At 67.8% G+C, this 14545-nt stretch carries 15 protein-coding genes; 7 read left to right on the top strand and 8 right to left on the bottom strand.

Annotation, left to right across the window (positions count from 1 at the left end; all coding sequences use genetic code 11):
* Positions 1-92: 92 nt before the first annotated feature.
* The 3 genes from NK1_RS05440 to NK1_RS05430 all read left to right on the top strand — a co-directional run bounded on the left by NK1_RS05440 (position 93) and on the right by NK1_RS05430 (position 2531).
* Positions 93-1211: an NAD(P)H-dependent flavin oxidoreductase gene (locus tag NK1_RS05440; protein WP_063007449.1), complete on the top strand. Its 1119-nt coding sequence runs from the start codon at positions 93-95 to the stop codon at positions 1209-1211.
* Positions 1212-1515: 304 nt separating this feature from the next.
* Positions 1516-2271: an HNH endonuclease family protein gene (locus NK1_RS05435; RefSeq protein WP_063007448.1), complete on the top strand. Its 756-nt coding sequence runs from the start codon at positions 1516-1518 to the stop codon at positions 2269-2271.
* 35 nt (positions 2272-2306) lie between these two features.
* Positions 2307-2531, top strand: coding sequence for a hypothetical protein (locus tag NK1_RS05430; RefSeq protein ID WP_083903777.1), 225 nt, complete (start codon positions 2307-2309; stop codon positions 2529-2531).
* A gap of 34 nt (positions 2532-2565) precedes the next feature.
* Here NK1_RS05430 and NK1_RS05425 read toward each other — a convergent pair whose 3' ends face one another.
* Both NK1_RS05425 and NK1_RS05420 read right to left on the bottom strand, forming a co-directional pair.
* Positions 2566-3006 carry an SRPBCC domain-containing protein gene (locus tag NK1_RS05425; protein WP_062996509.1) on the bottom strand — a complete coding sequence of 147 codons (441 nt, stop codon included), beginning with the start codon at positions 3004-3006 and terminating at the stop codon, positions 2566-2568.
* Positions 3007-3056: 50 nt separating this feature from the next.
* Entirely contained in the window at positions 3057-3641 is a 585-nt protein-coding gene (locus tag NK1_RS05420) for a TetR/AcrR family transcriptional regulator (protein ID WP_063007548.1), read from the bottom strand.
* Positions 3642-3680: 39 nt separating this feature from the next.
* Here NK1_RS05420 and NK1_RS05415 point away from each other — a divergent pair, with 39 nt between their 5' ends.
* The 4 genes from NK1_RS05415 (at position 3681) to mtnC (ending at position 8328) form a co-directional block, all read left to right on the top strand.
* Complete coding sequence (locus NK1_RS05415) at positions 3681-4925, top strand: KasA/KasB family beta-ketoacyl-ACP synthase (RefSeq protein ID WP_063007447.1); 1245 nt, start codon at positions 3681-3683, stop codon at positions 4923-4925.
* 387 nt (positions 4926-5312) lie between these two features.
* Positions 5313-7034 (top strand): bifunctional S-methyl-5-thioribose-1-phosphate isomerase/methylthioribulose 1-phosphate dehydratase, encoded by a 1722-nt coding sequence (locus NK1_RS05410; RefSeq protein ID WP_063007446.1) that lies wholly within the window; start codon positions 5313-5315, stop codon positions 7032-7034.
* The gene (locus NK1_RS05405) at positions 7031-7603 is read left to right on the top strand and encodes a 1,2-dihydroxy-3-keto-5-methylthiopentene dioxygenase (protein ID WP_063007445.1); all 573 of its coding nucleotides are present in this window, start codon (positions 7031-7033) and stop codon (positions 7601-7603) included. Before NK1_RS05410 ends, NK1_RS05405 begins: the two co-directional genes overlap by 4 nt.
* Positions 7600-8328, top strand: coding sequence for an acireductone synthase (gene mtnC / locus NK1_RS05400; protein ID WP_084460605.1), 729 nt, complete (start codon positions 7600-7602; stop codon positions 8326-8328). The genes NK1_RS05405 and mtnC overlap by 4 nt, the downstream gene beginning before the upstream one ends.
* A 36-nt stretch (positions 8329-8364) precedes the next feature.
* Here the strand turns inward: mtnC and NK1_RS05395 are convergent, their stop codons facing one another.
* From NK1_RS05395 to NK1_RS05370, 6 genes are all read right to left on the bottom strand, one after another.
* On the bottom strand, positions 8365-8946 hold the full coding sequence (locus tag NK1_RS05395) for a GTP-binding protein (RefSeq protein ID WP_036501302.1): 582 nt from the start codon (positions 8944-8946) through the stop codon (positions 8365-8367).
* 6 nt (positions 8947-8952) lie between these two features.
* Complete coding sequence (locus NK1_RS05390) at positions 8953-9336, bottom strand: DUF742 domain-containing protein (RefSeq protein WP_030514366.1); 384 nt, start codon at positions 9334-9336, stop codon at positions 8953-8955.
* On the bottom strand, positions 9333-9758 hold the full coding sequence (locus NK1_RS05385; RefSeq protein ID WP_030514365.1) for a roadblock/LC7 domain-containing protein: 426 nt from the start codon (positions 9756-9758) through the stop codon (positions 9333-9335). Before NK1_RS05385 ends, NK1_RS05390 begins: the two co-directional genes overlap by 4 nt.
* Positions 9736-12180 (bottom strand): sensor histidine kinase, encoded by a 2445-nt coding sequence (locus tag NK1_RS05380; RefSeq protein ID WP_063007546.1) that lies wholly within the window; start codon positions 12178-12180, stop codon positions 9736-9738. The genes NK1_RS05385 and NK1_RS05380 overlap by 23 nt, the downstream gene beginning before the upstream one ends.
* Positions 12181-12395: 215 nt before the next feature.
* Positions 12396-13607, bottom strand: a complete 1212-nt coding sequence (locus NK1_RS05375) for an MFS transporter (RefSeq protein WP_063007444.1) — start codon at positions 13605-13607, stop codon at positions 12396-12398.
* 306 nt (positions 13608-13913) lie between these two features.
* A complete protein-coding gene (locus NK1_RS05370; RefSeq protein ID WP_084460604.1) occupies positions 13914-14393 on the bottom strand; it encodes a hypothetical protein in 480 nt (159 codons plus the stop codon).
* Between the last annotated feature and the right edge of the window lie 152 nt (positions 14394-14545).

Genomic DNA, 14545 nt, shown 5'->3' with positions numbered 1-14545 from the left:
TCCTGACCGATCAGTCACTAGTCTGAATATGAAACGTGTTCTAGTGTTGTGGCGAAGTTCCAGCGCCGGAAGACCAGAGGAGTCACCCCGCCATGCATACCGAGATCTGCGAACGACTGGGCATCGATGTCCCCATCTTCGCTTTCACCCATTGCCGCGACGTGGCCGCCGCGGTGAGCAACGCCGGCGGGCTCGGCGTCCTGGGTGCGGTCGGTTTCACCGCCGAGGAGCTGGAGGTCGAACTGGCCTGGCTCGATGACCATGTGCACGGCGTGTACGGTGTCGACCTCGTCATCCCGTCCAAGTACGAGGGCAAGGGCATCGACGGCCTGAGCCCCGCGCAACTGGAAGCCGAACTGGCCAAACTGGTTCCGCAGGGTCACCGCGATTTCGCCGAGAAGATCCTCGCCGACCACGGCGTGCCGAAACTGCCCGAGGACGAACATCACGAGCAGCTGCTGGGCTGGACCGCCACCACGGCCGGTCCGCAGGTCGACGTCATCCTGAAGCACCCCAAGGCGAAGCTGGTCGCCAATGCGCTCGGCACCCCGCCCGACGACATCATCAAGAAGGTCCAGGATTCCGGTCGTCTGATCGGCGCACTGTGCGGTTCGGTGAAGCATGCGCTCAACCACAAGCGGGCCGGCCTGGACTTCGTGGTCTGCCAGGGCACCGAGGGTGGCGGCCACTGCGGTGAGATCTCCTCGCTGGTGCTGTGGCCGCAGGTGATCGACGCGGTGGGCGATCTGCCGGTGCTCGCCGCCGGTGGTATCGGCAACGGCCGCCAGATCGCCGCCGCCATGTCGATGGGCGCCGCGGGCGCGTGGACCGGCTCGATCTGGCTGACCGTCGAGGAGGCCAATGTGCCGCCCGCGCAGATGCAGACCTACATCGATGCCACCAGCCACGACACCGTGCGCTCGCGGGCGTGGACGGGTAAGCCCGCCCGCATGCTGCGCAACGACTGGACCGAGGCGTGGGAGCGTCCGGACACCCCGGATCCGCTGGGGATGCCGCTGCAGATGATGGTCGCCCTCGACGGCGTCAAGCGCGGCCACCGCTATCCGGAGGCGGCCAAGGATGTCAACTTCAACCCGGTCGGCCAGGTCGTCGGCATGATGAACAAGGTCGAGCGGACCTCCGACGTCATGCAGCGCCTGATGGAGGAGTACCTCGAGGCCTGCGAGCGGCTGAACAAGCTCAACAGCTGAGAACGCCTGTCCGGCAGGGCCGCCGCGCCCTGCCGGACAGTTCTGTCCGGGTATCGAAGCGGATACGGAAGCGGCTGATGCACTTGCGGTTTGCCGGTGCCGGTTGACACTCTGTATTCGCGATGAGAAGTACATATGGTGAACGGCCCGAATGCGGCCGGCAAGTTGATCAGTACCCCACCGTCCGGCTGTTTGCTCGGATTGCGCTCGAAGGCACCGGATTCCGGTCTCGGGCATTCCGCGGTCCCCGGTGCGCACCCTACGACACGATCGGGGCGCGGCGGTGAAGATATCCTCTCCCGGCATGCGCCGGTTGGTCGCGATCGCGGCGCCCGTCCTGCTCGCCGTCGTGCTCGCGGTGGTGTACAGCTTCATCGACGAGGGGGGCAAGAAGAACGATCCGAAACCCGATTCCGCTGCCGCCGCGACCTTTTCCGGTAAAGAAGTCAACGCGCTGCTGGGGAAACTCGTGGTCGCACCGGAAGCGCCGATGACCGGGTACAGCCGCGAACAATTCCCGCACTGGGATCAGAACACTCCCGACCACGGATTCGGCGACAAATACGCCCAGTACGCGAAATGCACCACCCGCGATGTGATGATGCTGCGCGACGCCACCGGCTCGGTGACCCTCGATGCCGCGACCTGCAAACTGAATCTCGGTAAGGACGGCGGCTGGCGCGACCGCTACGGCGTCCTCGACGCCAAGACCGGAAAACTCAAGCCCTACAAATGGATCACCGATCCCGCCGGGGTCGACGCCGAACATATCGTCCCGCTGGCCGAGGCCTGGCGTTCCGGCGCGCAATCCGCCGACACCGATACGCGCCGCAATATCGCCAACGACGCGATCAATCTGGTCGCCTCCGATCCGTCGGCCAATCGGTCCAAGGGTGACCAGGATGCGGCGAATTATCTGCCGCCCGGCGTGTTCCGCTGCGAGTACGTTCAGCGCTACATTCGCATCAAGGTAAAATACGCTTTGACCATCGACACGGCGGAACAGACCGCATTGCGCACCGCGGTCGACGACTGCCTCCACAGAGGAGAGTTCACATAGGCGACATCATCGAAATCACCGGTAAGGCCGCCGTCATGACCGACGAGGAAGGGACGGTGTCCGGCGAACTCGATGTCACCGTCGACGAGCAGGGCAGGGGACTGGTTCGCTATCGGGATACCGAAACCTGGTATCACATCGGCAATCTCGATGGCGAACCCGCCCGCACCTGGACCGACGTCGCCGAACTCGTCAGCGCGATCGACGCCGGTCGCGGCAACCGCGACGCCGCGGGGAACGTGATCCCGTTCGAGGCCTGAGCGCCCCGGCGCGGGCATGCGGACGCCGCGGTGCTCAGCGCAGCGATTCCGCGCGCTCCTTGACCGCCGCGGTCATACCGCCGAAGCCGGAATGCAGTGCTTTGCCGAGCGCCAGCGTCACGACCGGCCGGAGCAGTCCGCCCAGTTCGAAATGCGACCGGTACCGGGTGCGCCCGTTGTCGAGGGGCGTCACGGTGTGCGAGCGCAGGCTGTGCAGGATCCCCAGTGGCACCGGCTTCATGCTGTAGCTGAATTCGGTTCCGGGCGTGTGGGTCCGGATGTATTCGACCTGCTTGCGCGGTTTCGGCGAACCCAGCCGCACCTGCATCTCGATCGGATCGCCGGGCTCGAGCGTGCTGCGGCATTCGGCGACGAACGGATTCCACTCACCGTAGCTGCCCAGGTCGGTCAGTACCTTCCACACCACCTCGGCGGGTGCGTCGATCTCTACCGTGTCATCGATCACGAAAGCCATGGCGGCAACAATACTGAAACTTGTTCCATCAGCGATACCGCGGGCCCTGCTCATCGGCCGGCGCCGGGCTCGGGCAGCGTGAGCGATTGCGTGATCAGCAACCGCGCCGCGCGCGAGACGCGGGCGGTGTCGCCGGTGACGAACCGATCCTGCAGCAAACCGCGCACACCCGAAACGAGCAGGGTGGCGGTCGATTCCGGATCGGCGACGGTGGGATCGAAGCTCTCCAGCACATCGGTGAGGGCGGTGACCAGGACGTGCACGGCGTCCTCGCCGTAGGAACGGAACGGACTTTCGGGCACCGCGGCCACCCCCATCACCTGCAACAGCACGCGCGTGCTCGACACCCACTCCGTGGTGATGTTGACGCTGAAGGACTCGATGAGACGGCGGCGCAGGGCCGGAAGGTCGGGAACGTCGGCGAACATGCCCGGGATGTCGGGGCGCTGGGTCTCGAGCGCCGCGATCAGCATCTGCTCCTTGGTTCCGAAATAGTGGATCAACATGCGCGAGCTGGTTCCGAGATACTCCGCCAGCGGACGCAGCGACAGTTCGGTCAATCCGTATTCGCCGATGTAGGCGATCACCCCGGCGAGTAGTTCCGCGCGCCGGGCCTGGTCGAGTGGTCGAGGCACGTGTTGACTGTAGCGGTCGCTACGGGTATCCATATCCGCATGAGTGTAACGACTGCTACACAAACGTCGCGGAACGTCGTCGTCACCGCCATGGCAGCCACCACCTGCCTCGGCCCCGACCTCGACAGCACCTGGTCGGCGCTGCTGGCGGGCAAGAGCGGGATCGGGCCGCTCACCGACGAGTTCGTGACTCGCTACGACCTGCCCGTGCGGATCGGCGGGCGGCTGACCGAACATCCGGGTGCTCGGCTGACCCGCATCGAACAGCGCCGGCACTCCTATGTGCAGCAATTGGCGCTGGTGCTGGGCCGCCGGGTGTGGTCGCAGGCGGGAACGCCGGAGATCGACCCCGAACGGCTCGCCGTAGCGATCGGCACCGGACTCGGCGGCGGCGACGCCTTCCTCACCGCGGTCGACGCGATGCGCGAGGGCGGGTATCGCAAGGTGCCGCCGCTGACGGTGCCGATGGTGATGCCGAACGGACCGGCCGCACGGGTCGGACTCGAATTCGGCGCGAAGGCAGGCGTTTACGCGCCGACCTCGGCGTGTTCCTCGGGCGCCGAAGCGATCGCGCACGCGTGGCGGCTGATTCGCACGGGGGAGGCCGATGTCGTGATCGCCGGTGGCGTGGAGGGATATATCGAAGCCATCCCGATCGCCAGCTTCGCCATGATGCGGGCGATGAGCACCCGCAACGACGAACCCGGGCTGGCCTCACGGCCTTTCGACCGCGACCGCGACGGGTTCGTCTTCGGCGAGGCGGGTGCGCTGCTGGTGCTGGAATCGGAGGACTTCGCCCGCGCCCGCGGGGCCGCCGTGCACGGCCGGATCCTCGGCGCGGGAATCACTTCCGACGGCTACCACATCACCGGTACCGATCCCGACGGCGCGGGCGCCGCCCGGGCGATGCGCAAGGCCATCGACGCCGCCGATCTGACCGCCGCCGACATCGACCACATCGACGCGCATGCCACCTCGACCCCGATCGGTGACGCCTCGGAGGCCAATGCCATTGCGGCCGTGGCGAAGCACGCTTCGGTGTACGCGCCGAAATCCGCGCTCGGCCATTCCATCGGTGCGGTGGGTGCGCTCGAGGCCATCCTCACCCTGTGCACACTGCGCGACCAGACCGTGCCTCCCACACTGAATTTCGACAATCCGGACCCGGGTGTCGAGCTCGACATCGTGCACGGGATCGCACGTCCACAGCGAATCTCACAGGCGCTGAGCAATTCCTTCGGCTTCGGAGGACACAACGTCACACTCGCATTCGGGCGGGCCTGAGGTCGCCTTCCTCAGCTGTCTCCGGGGATGTGGAACAATCGCTGTTCACGCTTGTCCACCGGTCGCTGTGGATGACACGCCGACTGTGGAAAACATCGTGGAACTGCGGTAATGACAGGACATTTCACCCATACGGCGACGGAAAACTCTGACCGGCAGTGACTTCGAGCGGGTACCTCACCGCGCAGCGCCGGGCCAGGTCCACGCAGGGCTGCACGCGGTGCACGAATGCAGACACTGCCGTTTCGGGAGGCGTCGGCGACCGGTGCCCGCGGGTGCGGGATCGGATCCCGGCGAAGGTAAACCTGGTGCGAGCCGGTGACCTCTGATTCGCTACCGTTTGAGATGAGGGGTCAGCAGGGTCGAGTGGTGAGGGTTGTGCGCGCAATGGGTGAAAGTTCGATCACGTGGGTCGACGGCGCCGTGGTGACGATCGATCAGCGCGCGCTGCCGCACGAGGTGCGCACGCTGCGGCTGACGACGGTCGATCAGGTGATCGACGCGATCGCGACCCTGGCCGTGCGCGGCGCCCCCGCGATCGGGGTGACCGGGGCCTTCGGGGTCGCGCTGGCCGCGCTCGCCCATCCCGGCGAACCCGCGCGGGTCGAGGCCGAGGCCGCCCGCATCGAGGCCGCCCGGCCCACGGCGGTGAATCTGTCCTGGGGCGTGCGGCGAGCCCTGGCGAAATTCGCCGACGGCGGTGCGCCGGGGGTGCTGGCCGAGGCCCAGGCACTGCTCGCCGACGACGGCCGGGTCAACCGGGCCGCCGCCGAACACGCGGCCGACCTGGTTCAGCGGCTGTGTCCGGGGCGTCCGTTGCGGATGCTCACCCACTGCAATACCGGCCGCTTGGCCACCACCGCCTTCGGCACGGCGATCGGGGCGCTGCGAGTCCTGCACGCGCGCGGGGTCATCGACAGCGTCCTGGTCGACGAAACCCGCCCGCTGCTGCAGGGCGCGCGCCTGACGACGTGGGAACTGGCCGAGGCCGGCATTCCGCACCGGCTCACCGTCGACTCCGCCGCCGCCTGGGCTATGGCGACCGGGCAGGTGGACTGCGTGATCGTCGGCGCGGACCGCATCACCGCCGACGGTTCGGTGGCCAACAAGATCGGCACGTACGGTCTGGCACTGGCCGCCCGCCACCACGGCATCCCGTTCATCGTGGTGGCGCCCGAATCCACGCGCGATGCGGCGACCGCGACCGGTGCCGATATCGTCGTCGAACAGCGCGGGTCGGCCGAGATCACTCACTTCGGTGACTATGCGGCCGCCCCCGAGGGCACGGCGGTCTTCAACCCGGCCTTCGATGTCACGCCGCCGGAACTGGTGACGGCCGTGGTGACCGAGAACGGATTGGTCGACGAGGCGAATCCGCTTGCGGCGCAGCCGATCGCCGTCGCCGATCCGCGCGCCACCGGTTCCGGCGCACAAGACCCCACCGACTCCCCGAACGCCGCCGCGATCGCGTTCCTGGCCCGAGACCTCTACGGTCGCGGCTGGATGCCGGGGACCGCCGGCAACATCTCCGTGCGTGACGGCGCCTTCCGGGCGGCATCGGACAACGGCTCGGGCGCCGAGGGGCCCACCGCCGTGGTCACCGGCAGCGGACTGTCCAAGGGTGAGCTGACCGCCGCCGATATGGTCCGGGTGCGGATCGAGAACTCCGAACCCGTTGCCGGAGACCGGCGGCCCTCCGCGGAGACCGCGATCCATACCGCGATCTACCGCACCACCGAGGCGGCGGCGGTGGTGCACGTGCATTCGCCGCGGGCCACCGCGGCCTCCGTCGGCGCCCCGAATCCGCTGCGGTTCACCGGTTTCGAACTGATCAAAGGTCTGCGCTCCGGCGATACCATCGACATTCCGGTCTTTCCCAATCACGCCGATGTGTCGCTGATCGGCGCGGAGATCGAACAGTATCTGCGCGCGCATCCGGCGGCCCCGCCGGCGCTGTTCATCGCCGGCCACGGCATCACCGCCTGGGGCGCCGACCTGGCGCAGGCCCGCGACCGCGCGGAATGCCTGGAGGCCCTGTGTGAACTGGTGTCGCTCACCGGACGCCGCGACATCTCCACCGACCACATTCTCGAGGAGCAACCGCAGTGACCCTGTTGCATATCGCGGCCGATACCGATCCGGCCGACGTGCGTCTGCACACCACCGATCCGCAGCGCATCGCGGCCGAACTGGCCACGCGCGGCATCGTATTCGACCGCTGGCCCGCCGAGGCGGTGACCGCGGACGTCGCGTCCGAGGACATCCTCGGCCGATACCGGGACCGGATCGGCGACCTGAACGCCGACGGCCGCTACCGCCATATCGATCTGGCCCGGCTGCATCCCGACGACAACGATCCCAACTGGCCCGAGCAGGCGAGCGCGGCGCGGCAGAAGTTCCTGTCCGAACACCGCCACGCCGAGGACGAGGTGCGTTTCTTCGTCTCCGGCCGCGGCTGCTTCTACCTGCACCTGGAACCGGAGGTCGTCGCGGTGGTCTGCGAGGGCGGCGATCTGGTGTCGGTGCCCGCGGGGACGCGGCACTGGTTCGATATGGGCACCCGCCCGGACTTCGTGGCGATCCGGTTCTTCGAAGAGGCCGACGGCTGGATCGGCGATTTCACCGGCGACCCCATCGCGCAGGGTTTCCCGACGCTGGACGAACTCGTCGCCGCATGAGCGACCGGCAGCGAGAGAGCGAAGCCCTGACGGTCCGCGCGGTGGTCGTGGATATCGAGGGCACCACCAGCCCCACCAGCTCGGTTCGCGAAGATCTCTACGGCTACACCCGCCGACGGCTGCCGCAATGGCTGGCCGCCGAGCCCGACGGCGCGGCGAAGACCGTGATCGAGCAGACGCGCGAACTGGCCGGGCGGCCCGACGCCGACGTCGACGAGATCGCCGAGATCCTGCGTGGCTGGCTGGATTCCGACGTCAAGGCGGCACCGCTGAAGACCGCGCAGGGCGTGATCTGCGCTGAGGGGTTCCGTGAGGGCGCCCTGTTCGGCGAATTCTTCCCCGACGCGCCCGCGGCTCTGCGTGCCTGGCACGCCGCCGGACTCACCCTGTGGGTGTATTCGTCGGGTTCGGTTCGCAATCAACAGGATTGGTTCGCCCACGCGCGTGGGGGCGAGCTGGCATCGCTGATCGGGGGCTGGTTCGACCTGGTCAATGCCGGACCCAAGCGCGAGGAGCAGTCGTATCGCCGCATCGCGGCGGAGATCGGCGTGCCGGCGGGAGAGATCCTGTTCCTGTCCGACCATCCCGACGAACTGGACGCCGCGGTGGCCGCGGGCTGGCAGGCCGTCGGCGTCACTCGCGCCGGTGAGCCGAATTCGCCGCGCCCACCGCACCGATGGATCGGCAGCTTCGCCGAGCTGGATCCGGTCGCGGCCGCCCGCTGAGCGGCCGCGCCGGATCCCTGCTCAGGACATCGGCGGTCAGGCCACCGAGCTGGTGGCGCGGGCGATGAGATGTTCGACCAGGGTCATCAGCACCGTCTTGCAGGAGCTGCGGTCGCGCGCATCGCAGAGGACCACCGGGATGTGGGCGTCGAGGTCGAGCGCCTCGCGCACTTCCTCGGTGGTGTAGACCGGGGCGTTGTCGAAGCAGTTCACCGCGACCGCGAACGAGAGTCCGCGCCGTTCGAAGAAGTCGATGGCGGCGAAGGAGTTCTCCAGCCGGCGGGTGTCGGCGATGACCACCGCTCCGAGGGCGCCGCGCGCCAATTCGTCCCACAGGAACCAGAATCTGTCCTGGCCGGGCGTACCGAACAGGTACAGCACCAGGTTCTGGTCGATGGTGATGCGACCGAAGTCCAGCGCCACGGTGGTGGTGGTCTTGCCCTCCACGCCCGACAGATCGTCGATGCCGGTGGACAATTCGGTGATCAGTTCCTCGGTGCGCAGCGGCGTGATCTCGCTGATCGAGGACACCATCGTGGTCTTCCCCACGCCGAAACCGCCGGCTACGAGGATTTTGACCGAGGCAGCCAGGTCGGCCGAGGACGAAATATCAGGCACGGTGTTCTACAGCTTTCGGATTCCATCGAGTACTGCTCGCAAAATGTTCAGTTCGCCGGTCCCGCCGGTATCGGTGTCGGTCCGGGCGGGGGCCCGGAAGTTCAGCAGACCCTCGCCGATCAGATCACCGACGAGGATCTTGGTCACCGCCAACGGTAGCTTGAGTCTCGCCGAGACCTCGGCCACCGATTGCGGGGTCCGGCACAGCCGAACGATTTCCGCGTATTCGGGTTCGACACGCCGCAGCGGCGGACCCGGTGACACGGTCACCACCAGGGTGAGCATGTCCAGATCGTGTCCCGCCCCCATCGTGCGGCCCCGAGTTACGGCGTACGGACGGACCAGGGGACCGGCCGCATCGTCGAACCACGGTTGACCGAAGCGCGTCATGACAATCTGTGCTCCACGTGCTCGGCCAGACCGTTACGCGGATCGGTGGACAGGTAACCGCCGACTCGCTGCACGGTCAGGTTCATTTCGTAGGCCACCATACCCAGATTCGCGTTCTCGTTGGCCTGCAATGCGATACATGCGTTGTCACCGGCCGCGGTGACGAACAATACCGCACGGTCGAGTTCGATGACCGCCTGGCGCACGCCACCACCGTCGAATCGGTTCCCGGCGCTGCGCGCCAGCCCGTAGAGGGTGGCCGACATGGCGCCGAAGTGTTCGGCGTCCTCGCGGCTCATCGATGTGGAGCGGCCCAGCAGCAGCCCGTCGGTGGAATGCACCACCGCGTAGCGCACCCCGGCCAGGCGATCGACCAGATCGTCGAGCAGCCAGTTCAGATCACCTGCGTTGGAAGAAGTCACCTTCGCCTTCCTGTTCGTCCGGGGTGTGGCCGGGCTGCGATCGCCGCCCCTGCCTGGTTCCGTTCTCGATGGCGGACATCAGGTCTCGTGCCTGTTCCGCCGAGCGCGGCCGCTGCGGGGACGCAGCGTCGGGTTGGGGGTCGTGCGCCAATTCCGGTGCCAGACTGGCCTGTCGGCGACGGCGGGGCAACGGTGGGCGAGCATCGCTGCCAGTGTAGGACGGACGCTGCGGGCTTCGACGCGCCGGTTGGTCGGTGGGTGTCACGGGCAGCTCGTGGCGCGGCGGCGCTTCGCCCCGGGCCGGGGCGTCGGCCCAGCTTCGCTCGTCGGTGCGCGGCGCGCTGTCGGTGCGCGGGTAGTCGGACCAGGCCTGCGGTTGCGGCGAGGTCAGGGTCGCCAGCGACGTTGCCGCCGAGGTCGTCTCGGCCGCCGGGATGGCCGGCATCTCACCGGTCATCGCGGGCTCGGGGCGGCGCCCGCCGAACCGTTCGGGCAGGTGGTCGGCCAGTGGCGCATCGGCGGCGACGACGGCGGTCGGCACCAGCACGATGGCGCGGATGCCGCCGTAGTCGGATTCCGACAGGCGCACCGAGATGCCGTGGCGGGCGCCCAGCTGGGCGACCACGAACAGGCCCAGACGCGAATTGGCCGACAGGGTGGCGACACCGAAATCCGGTGGGTTGCGCAGCATCTCGTTGGCGCGTTCGAGTTCGTCGGCGGGCATGCCCATGCCCTGATCGCTGATCTCGATCGCCACACCCTTGCCGACCACGTTGCTGGTCACCTCGACCCGCGACTGCGGCGGAGAGAAGGAGGTGGCGTTGTCGACCAGTTCGGCGAGCAGGTGGATGAGGTCGGCGACGACGTTACCGACGATGAACACCTGCGGCATGCGATGCGCGCGAACCCGCGCGTAGTCGAGGGTTTCACCGATCGCGCTGCGCACCAGTTCGACCAGCGGCACCGGGCGCCGCCACTGCCGGCCCGGTTCGCCGCCGCCGAGGATGATCAGGTTCTCGGCGTTGCGGCGTTCGCGGGTGGCCAGGTGGTCGAGCCGGAAGAAGGTCTCGAGCAGGGCCGGATCCTCTTGGCGCTGTTCGGCTTCGTCGAGAATCTCGAGCTGGCGGTGCACCACGATCTGGCTGCGGTGCGCGATGTTGAGGAATACCGCGCGCACACCCTCGCGGGTGCGTGCCTCGGTGACCGCGGCGGAGACGGCCGCGGTATGGGCGCGGTTGAAGGCGTTCGCCACCGAACCGATCTCGTCGTGACCGAAGTCCAGCCGGGCCGCCTCGGTCTCGGCATCGATGTTCTCGCCCTCGCTCAGGCGGCGCATCGTCTCGGGCAGGCGGACCTCGGCCAGTGCGAGGGTTTCGGTGCGCAGCCGCTTGAGCCGCCCGATCAACCGGTTGGCCAGCCACAGCGAGAGCAGGAAGGCGATGATCGCGATCGCCAGCACGCCGGCGCCGGCCCACAGCGAATTGGTCGCGGTGCGGTCGCCGTCGTCGACGGCGGTCTGGTTGGCGTGGTCGTTCTGGTACTGCCAGGCGGCGAGGAGCTGATCGCCGAGCTGTTCGGCCGAGGTGCGCCAGTCGGCGAAACTCATCGGGGGCGGCGGCAATTCGCCGTTCTTGCCCGGCGCGGGCGGATGGATGAGGTAGTCCTCCATCGCGGCCAGCTGCTGCCAGGCGGGGGAGGCGAGAACGGTCTTGATCTTGTCCGCCGGGGGACCGGTGAGATCGGCGGCGAGCTGGGGGAGTTCGGTGCGGTAGTAGCCGACCAGGTTGCGGTAGTCGTCACGCATCTGCCCGGCCAGGATCTGGCCGTTGAGTTCGGCGGCGGTCAGGGCGGCGCTGCGCGACATGCCCTCCATCGCGTGCAGTGTGCGCAGACCACCGGCCAGCTGCTGGGCGACCGCCGCGTCGGGCGCGGTCGGAATGGTGAGATTGGTGCCGACGACGACCGCATCCAGAATGCGGTTGTAGATGGCGTAGGTTTCGGGAATCGGCAGCGCGCCCGCATCGATGCCGCCGCGAATGGCCGGAAGTTGCTTCTTGAGGGTTTCGAATCCGCCGGTGTCGTCACCCATCGGATTCGAACCGCTGGTCATCAGTTTGTTCTCGGTGGCGGCCAGGGCCTGCAGGGCATTGTCCACTCGCGTGCGGGCCGCGCCGAGAGCGGCCGGGTCGCCGTGCTCACCGGCCAGATGCCACAGCGACAGCATCCGCTCCTGTTCCACCGCGGCGATCATCTCGCGAGTGTGCACATTGGCATTGCCCAGGATCGATGCCCAGTCCTTGGCGTGTTGCCCCTCCCGTACCAGATAACCCGCTGTGCCCACACCGATTCCGAGCAACGTCAAACTTGGAATCACTGCGATGGCCAGGATGCGGGTCCGGATACCGAGCCTCGCTCTCAACATCGGCACAACATAACGGGCTATGTTTCAAACTTCAGGTCTGATACCACTGAGCGAGACTCATATTGACTTTCGTTGTCCGATATGAGTTTGCAGGTCAGGGCGCGATCGGTGGATGTGGTGAAGGTGACGGCCGTCCAACGATTGTGGCAAGTCACACGTTTGAACACTGTTAGGTATAGCCGGGTTCGAATACTGGTGCGAGGCAGCGAGTTCGGTCACTGGCCGCCCGATGGACGCCCACGTGCGGCGAGGATGAACAGGACGACCACGGCCGCACATTCGGCCGCGACCACCGTGGCGACCAGCGCCGAATACGATGTGTCGGACAGGAATCCGGTGATCGCGCCCCCGGCGGCCGTCGCGGCGCCGAGAACGGCGGCGTAGATGCCGTAGGCGGTGGCGCGGCGATCGCCCGGCACCAGATCGGCCACCACGGCGCGCAGCGTCGACTCCTGCACACCGACCGTCGCACCCCACAGCAGCGCCCCCGCCAGTACCGCGCGCATGCCGTCGGCGAAACCGAAGACCGGCACCAGTGCCGTCGAAACCGGCAGAACGAGGAGCGTTTTCGCGCCCACGCGGTCGTACAGCCAACCAGACGCGAGCGCGGCCAGGGCGTCGGCGGCCATGGCCGCGGCATAGACCACCGGCACCGCCGCCGTCGTGAACACCCCGGCCGCCACCATGTGCAGCGACAGCACGCCGTAGGTGGTCGCGCCGACCATCGAGACGGCGGTGAACAGGCAATACAGCCAGAACCGCCGGGGCAGTGGCACTCTCGCGATGCTGGGGCGGGGCGTAGCGGCCGGTTCGTATCGCGCCGGATCGGGGACGCGAATGCGGATGCGCACCAACAACAGCAGCGTCGCCGCACCCGGTATCGCGAGCATGGTGAGGGCGGGAGTGAAATCGTCGCCGGTCGCGGCGAGAACCGCCGCGACGGTGAGCGGCCCGGCGACCGCACCGACCTGATCGAGCGCCTCGTGGACGGCGAAGCCGCGACCACGGCCGGTGACCGCGGTGGCATGCGAGAGCAACGTGTCCTTGGCGGGGCTGCGTACCGCCTTGCCGACCCGTTCGGCGATCACCAAGGCGGCCGCCACCCACAACACCCCTGCCACACCCAGCAGCGGGACGCTGACCACGGTGAGCACATACCCCGAGATGGTCCACGCCCAGAACCGCCGGGTCCGGTCGGTGAGCGGGCCGGACACCAGACGCAGCACCAGCGCGGCCGCCTCACCCACCCCGGTCACCACGCCCACGACGAATCCGGACGCCCCCAGCGACCCGAGGAGCGGCCCGGTGATCGACCGCGCCCCTTCGTACACGAAATCCGCCAGCAAGCTGACGATGCCGAACCGGACGACGAAACCCCAGGCGCTCAGCGGCGCAGGCGCGTCGCGTGCCGCCCGCCGAGCCGCCATGAACCGCCTCCGGTCGTCACCGATCTGCCGCCGCCCCGATCGGGTCCATGATCGCATCGGAATGGGGCCCGAGCAGGCGAACGACCGGAAGTACGTCAGCGCGGTCGGAGGGGCAGCGGGGAGTTCGGCGCGGCACCCAGATTGGGTGGCCGTCCAGCTGCGAGCAGGCTGAGGGCATCGGCGGACGGGCTGCCCGGCTCGGAGTGCAGTAGTTGACCGATATCCGATCCGCCTGTAGTCCGTTGATACGAGGCGGCCCGGAACGTGACGGCCCGCCAGGTCGTCGCCGCCCCTGTCGCAGCCTGGCTACCGGCCTACGCGCCCTGCGCCTTCGGGCCACACCACGTCGACCGGCACACCTTTCGCCCGCGCGAACTCCACCACCGAACCGGTTCCGCTGCGCTCGCCGGGCTGACCGTCCCACACCGCCACGAGACGATCGCATGTCCCGACCACAGCCTCATTGGCGGCCTCATAAGCTTCCGGTCCTGTGTCATCGAACGGCATCACGTTCACCACTTCGGCGCGCGCGGACAGCTGATCGAACACCGGCGCATGGTCGGGTTTGACCTTCTTCTCGCGATAGTTTCGCGACGGTATCACCACCTCGAGCCGGCCGCCCGAGTCCAAAACCGCCTGGGCAAATACGGAATCCGCGCCCCTCGCAAGACAACTGATGCCCGTCACACCATCGTAGCGAGCCAATAGGCGGGCGATCTCCCCGTACACCAGACGCCGTGTGTCGTCAGTGATGTCCATATGTCCGGTGACACCGATTCGAACCATGCAAGAGTTCTACACCGCGACCATGATCAGTGGACGCACTCGATCCCTCAGCTCGGCGACGGACCGCACCCCTGCGAGTTGGTCGGTGCGGCTGTACACGTTCAAGAGCTTCTTCCGGACGCGATCGGACGCGGTCTGCTCCACCATCGTCA

The sequence above is a fragment of the Nocardia kruczakiae NBRC 101016 genome (genome assembly GCF_001612965.1).
GTDB lineage: Bacteria > Actinomycetota > Actinomycetes > Mycobacteriales > Mycobacteriaceae > Nocardia > Nocardia kruczakiae.
This window is presented reverse-complemented; position numbering and strand designations above follow the sequence as displayed.

Coding starts and splice junctions, on each gene's coding strand:
- NK1_RS05380 (WP_063007546.1), bottom strand. CDS start 12,180: ATGTTGAGAGCGAGGCTCGGTATCCGGACCCGCATCCTGGCCATCGCA.
- NK1_RS05375 (WP_063007444.1), bottom strand. CDS start 13,607: ATGGCGGCTCGGCGGGCGGCACGCGACGCGCCTGCGCCGCTGAGCGCC.
- NK1_RS05410 (WP_063007446.1), top strand. CDS start 5,313: ATGGGTGAAAGTTCGATCACGTGGGTCGACGGCGCCGTGGTGACGATC.
- NK1_RS05430 (WP_083903777.1), top strand. CDS start 2,307: ATGACCGACGAGGAAGGGACGGTGTCCGGCGAACTCGATGTCACCGTC.
- NK1_RS05425 (WP_062996509.1), bottom strand. CDS start 3,006: ATGGCTTTCGTGATCGATGACACGGTAGAGATCGACGCACCCGCCGAG.
- NK1_RS05390 (WP_030514366.1), bottom strand. CDS start 9,336: ATGACGCGCTTCGGTCAACCGTGGTTCGACGATGCGGCCGGTCCCCTG.
- mtnC (WP_084460605.1), top strand. CDS start 7,600: ATGAGCGACCGGCAGCGAGAGAGCGAAGCCCTGACGGTCCGCGCGGTG.
- NK1_RS05435 (WP_063007448.1), top strand. CDS start 1,516: ATGCGCCGGTTGGTCGCGATCGCGGCGCCCGTCCTGCTCGCCGTCGTG.
- NK1_RS05370 (WP_084460604.1), bottom strand. CDS start 14,393: ATGGTTCGAATCGGTGTCACCGGACATATGGACATCACTGACGACACA.
- NK1_RS05440 (WP_063007449.1), top strand. CDS start 93: ATGCATACCGAGATCTGCGAACGACTGGGCATCGATGTCCCCATCTTC.
- NK1_RS05415 (WP_063007447.1), top strand. CDS start 3,681: ATGAGTGTAACGACTGCTACACAAACGTCGCGGAACGTCGTCGTCACC.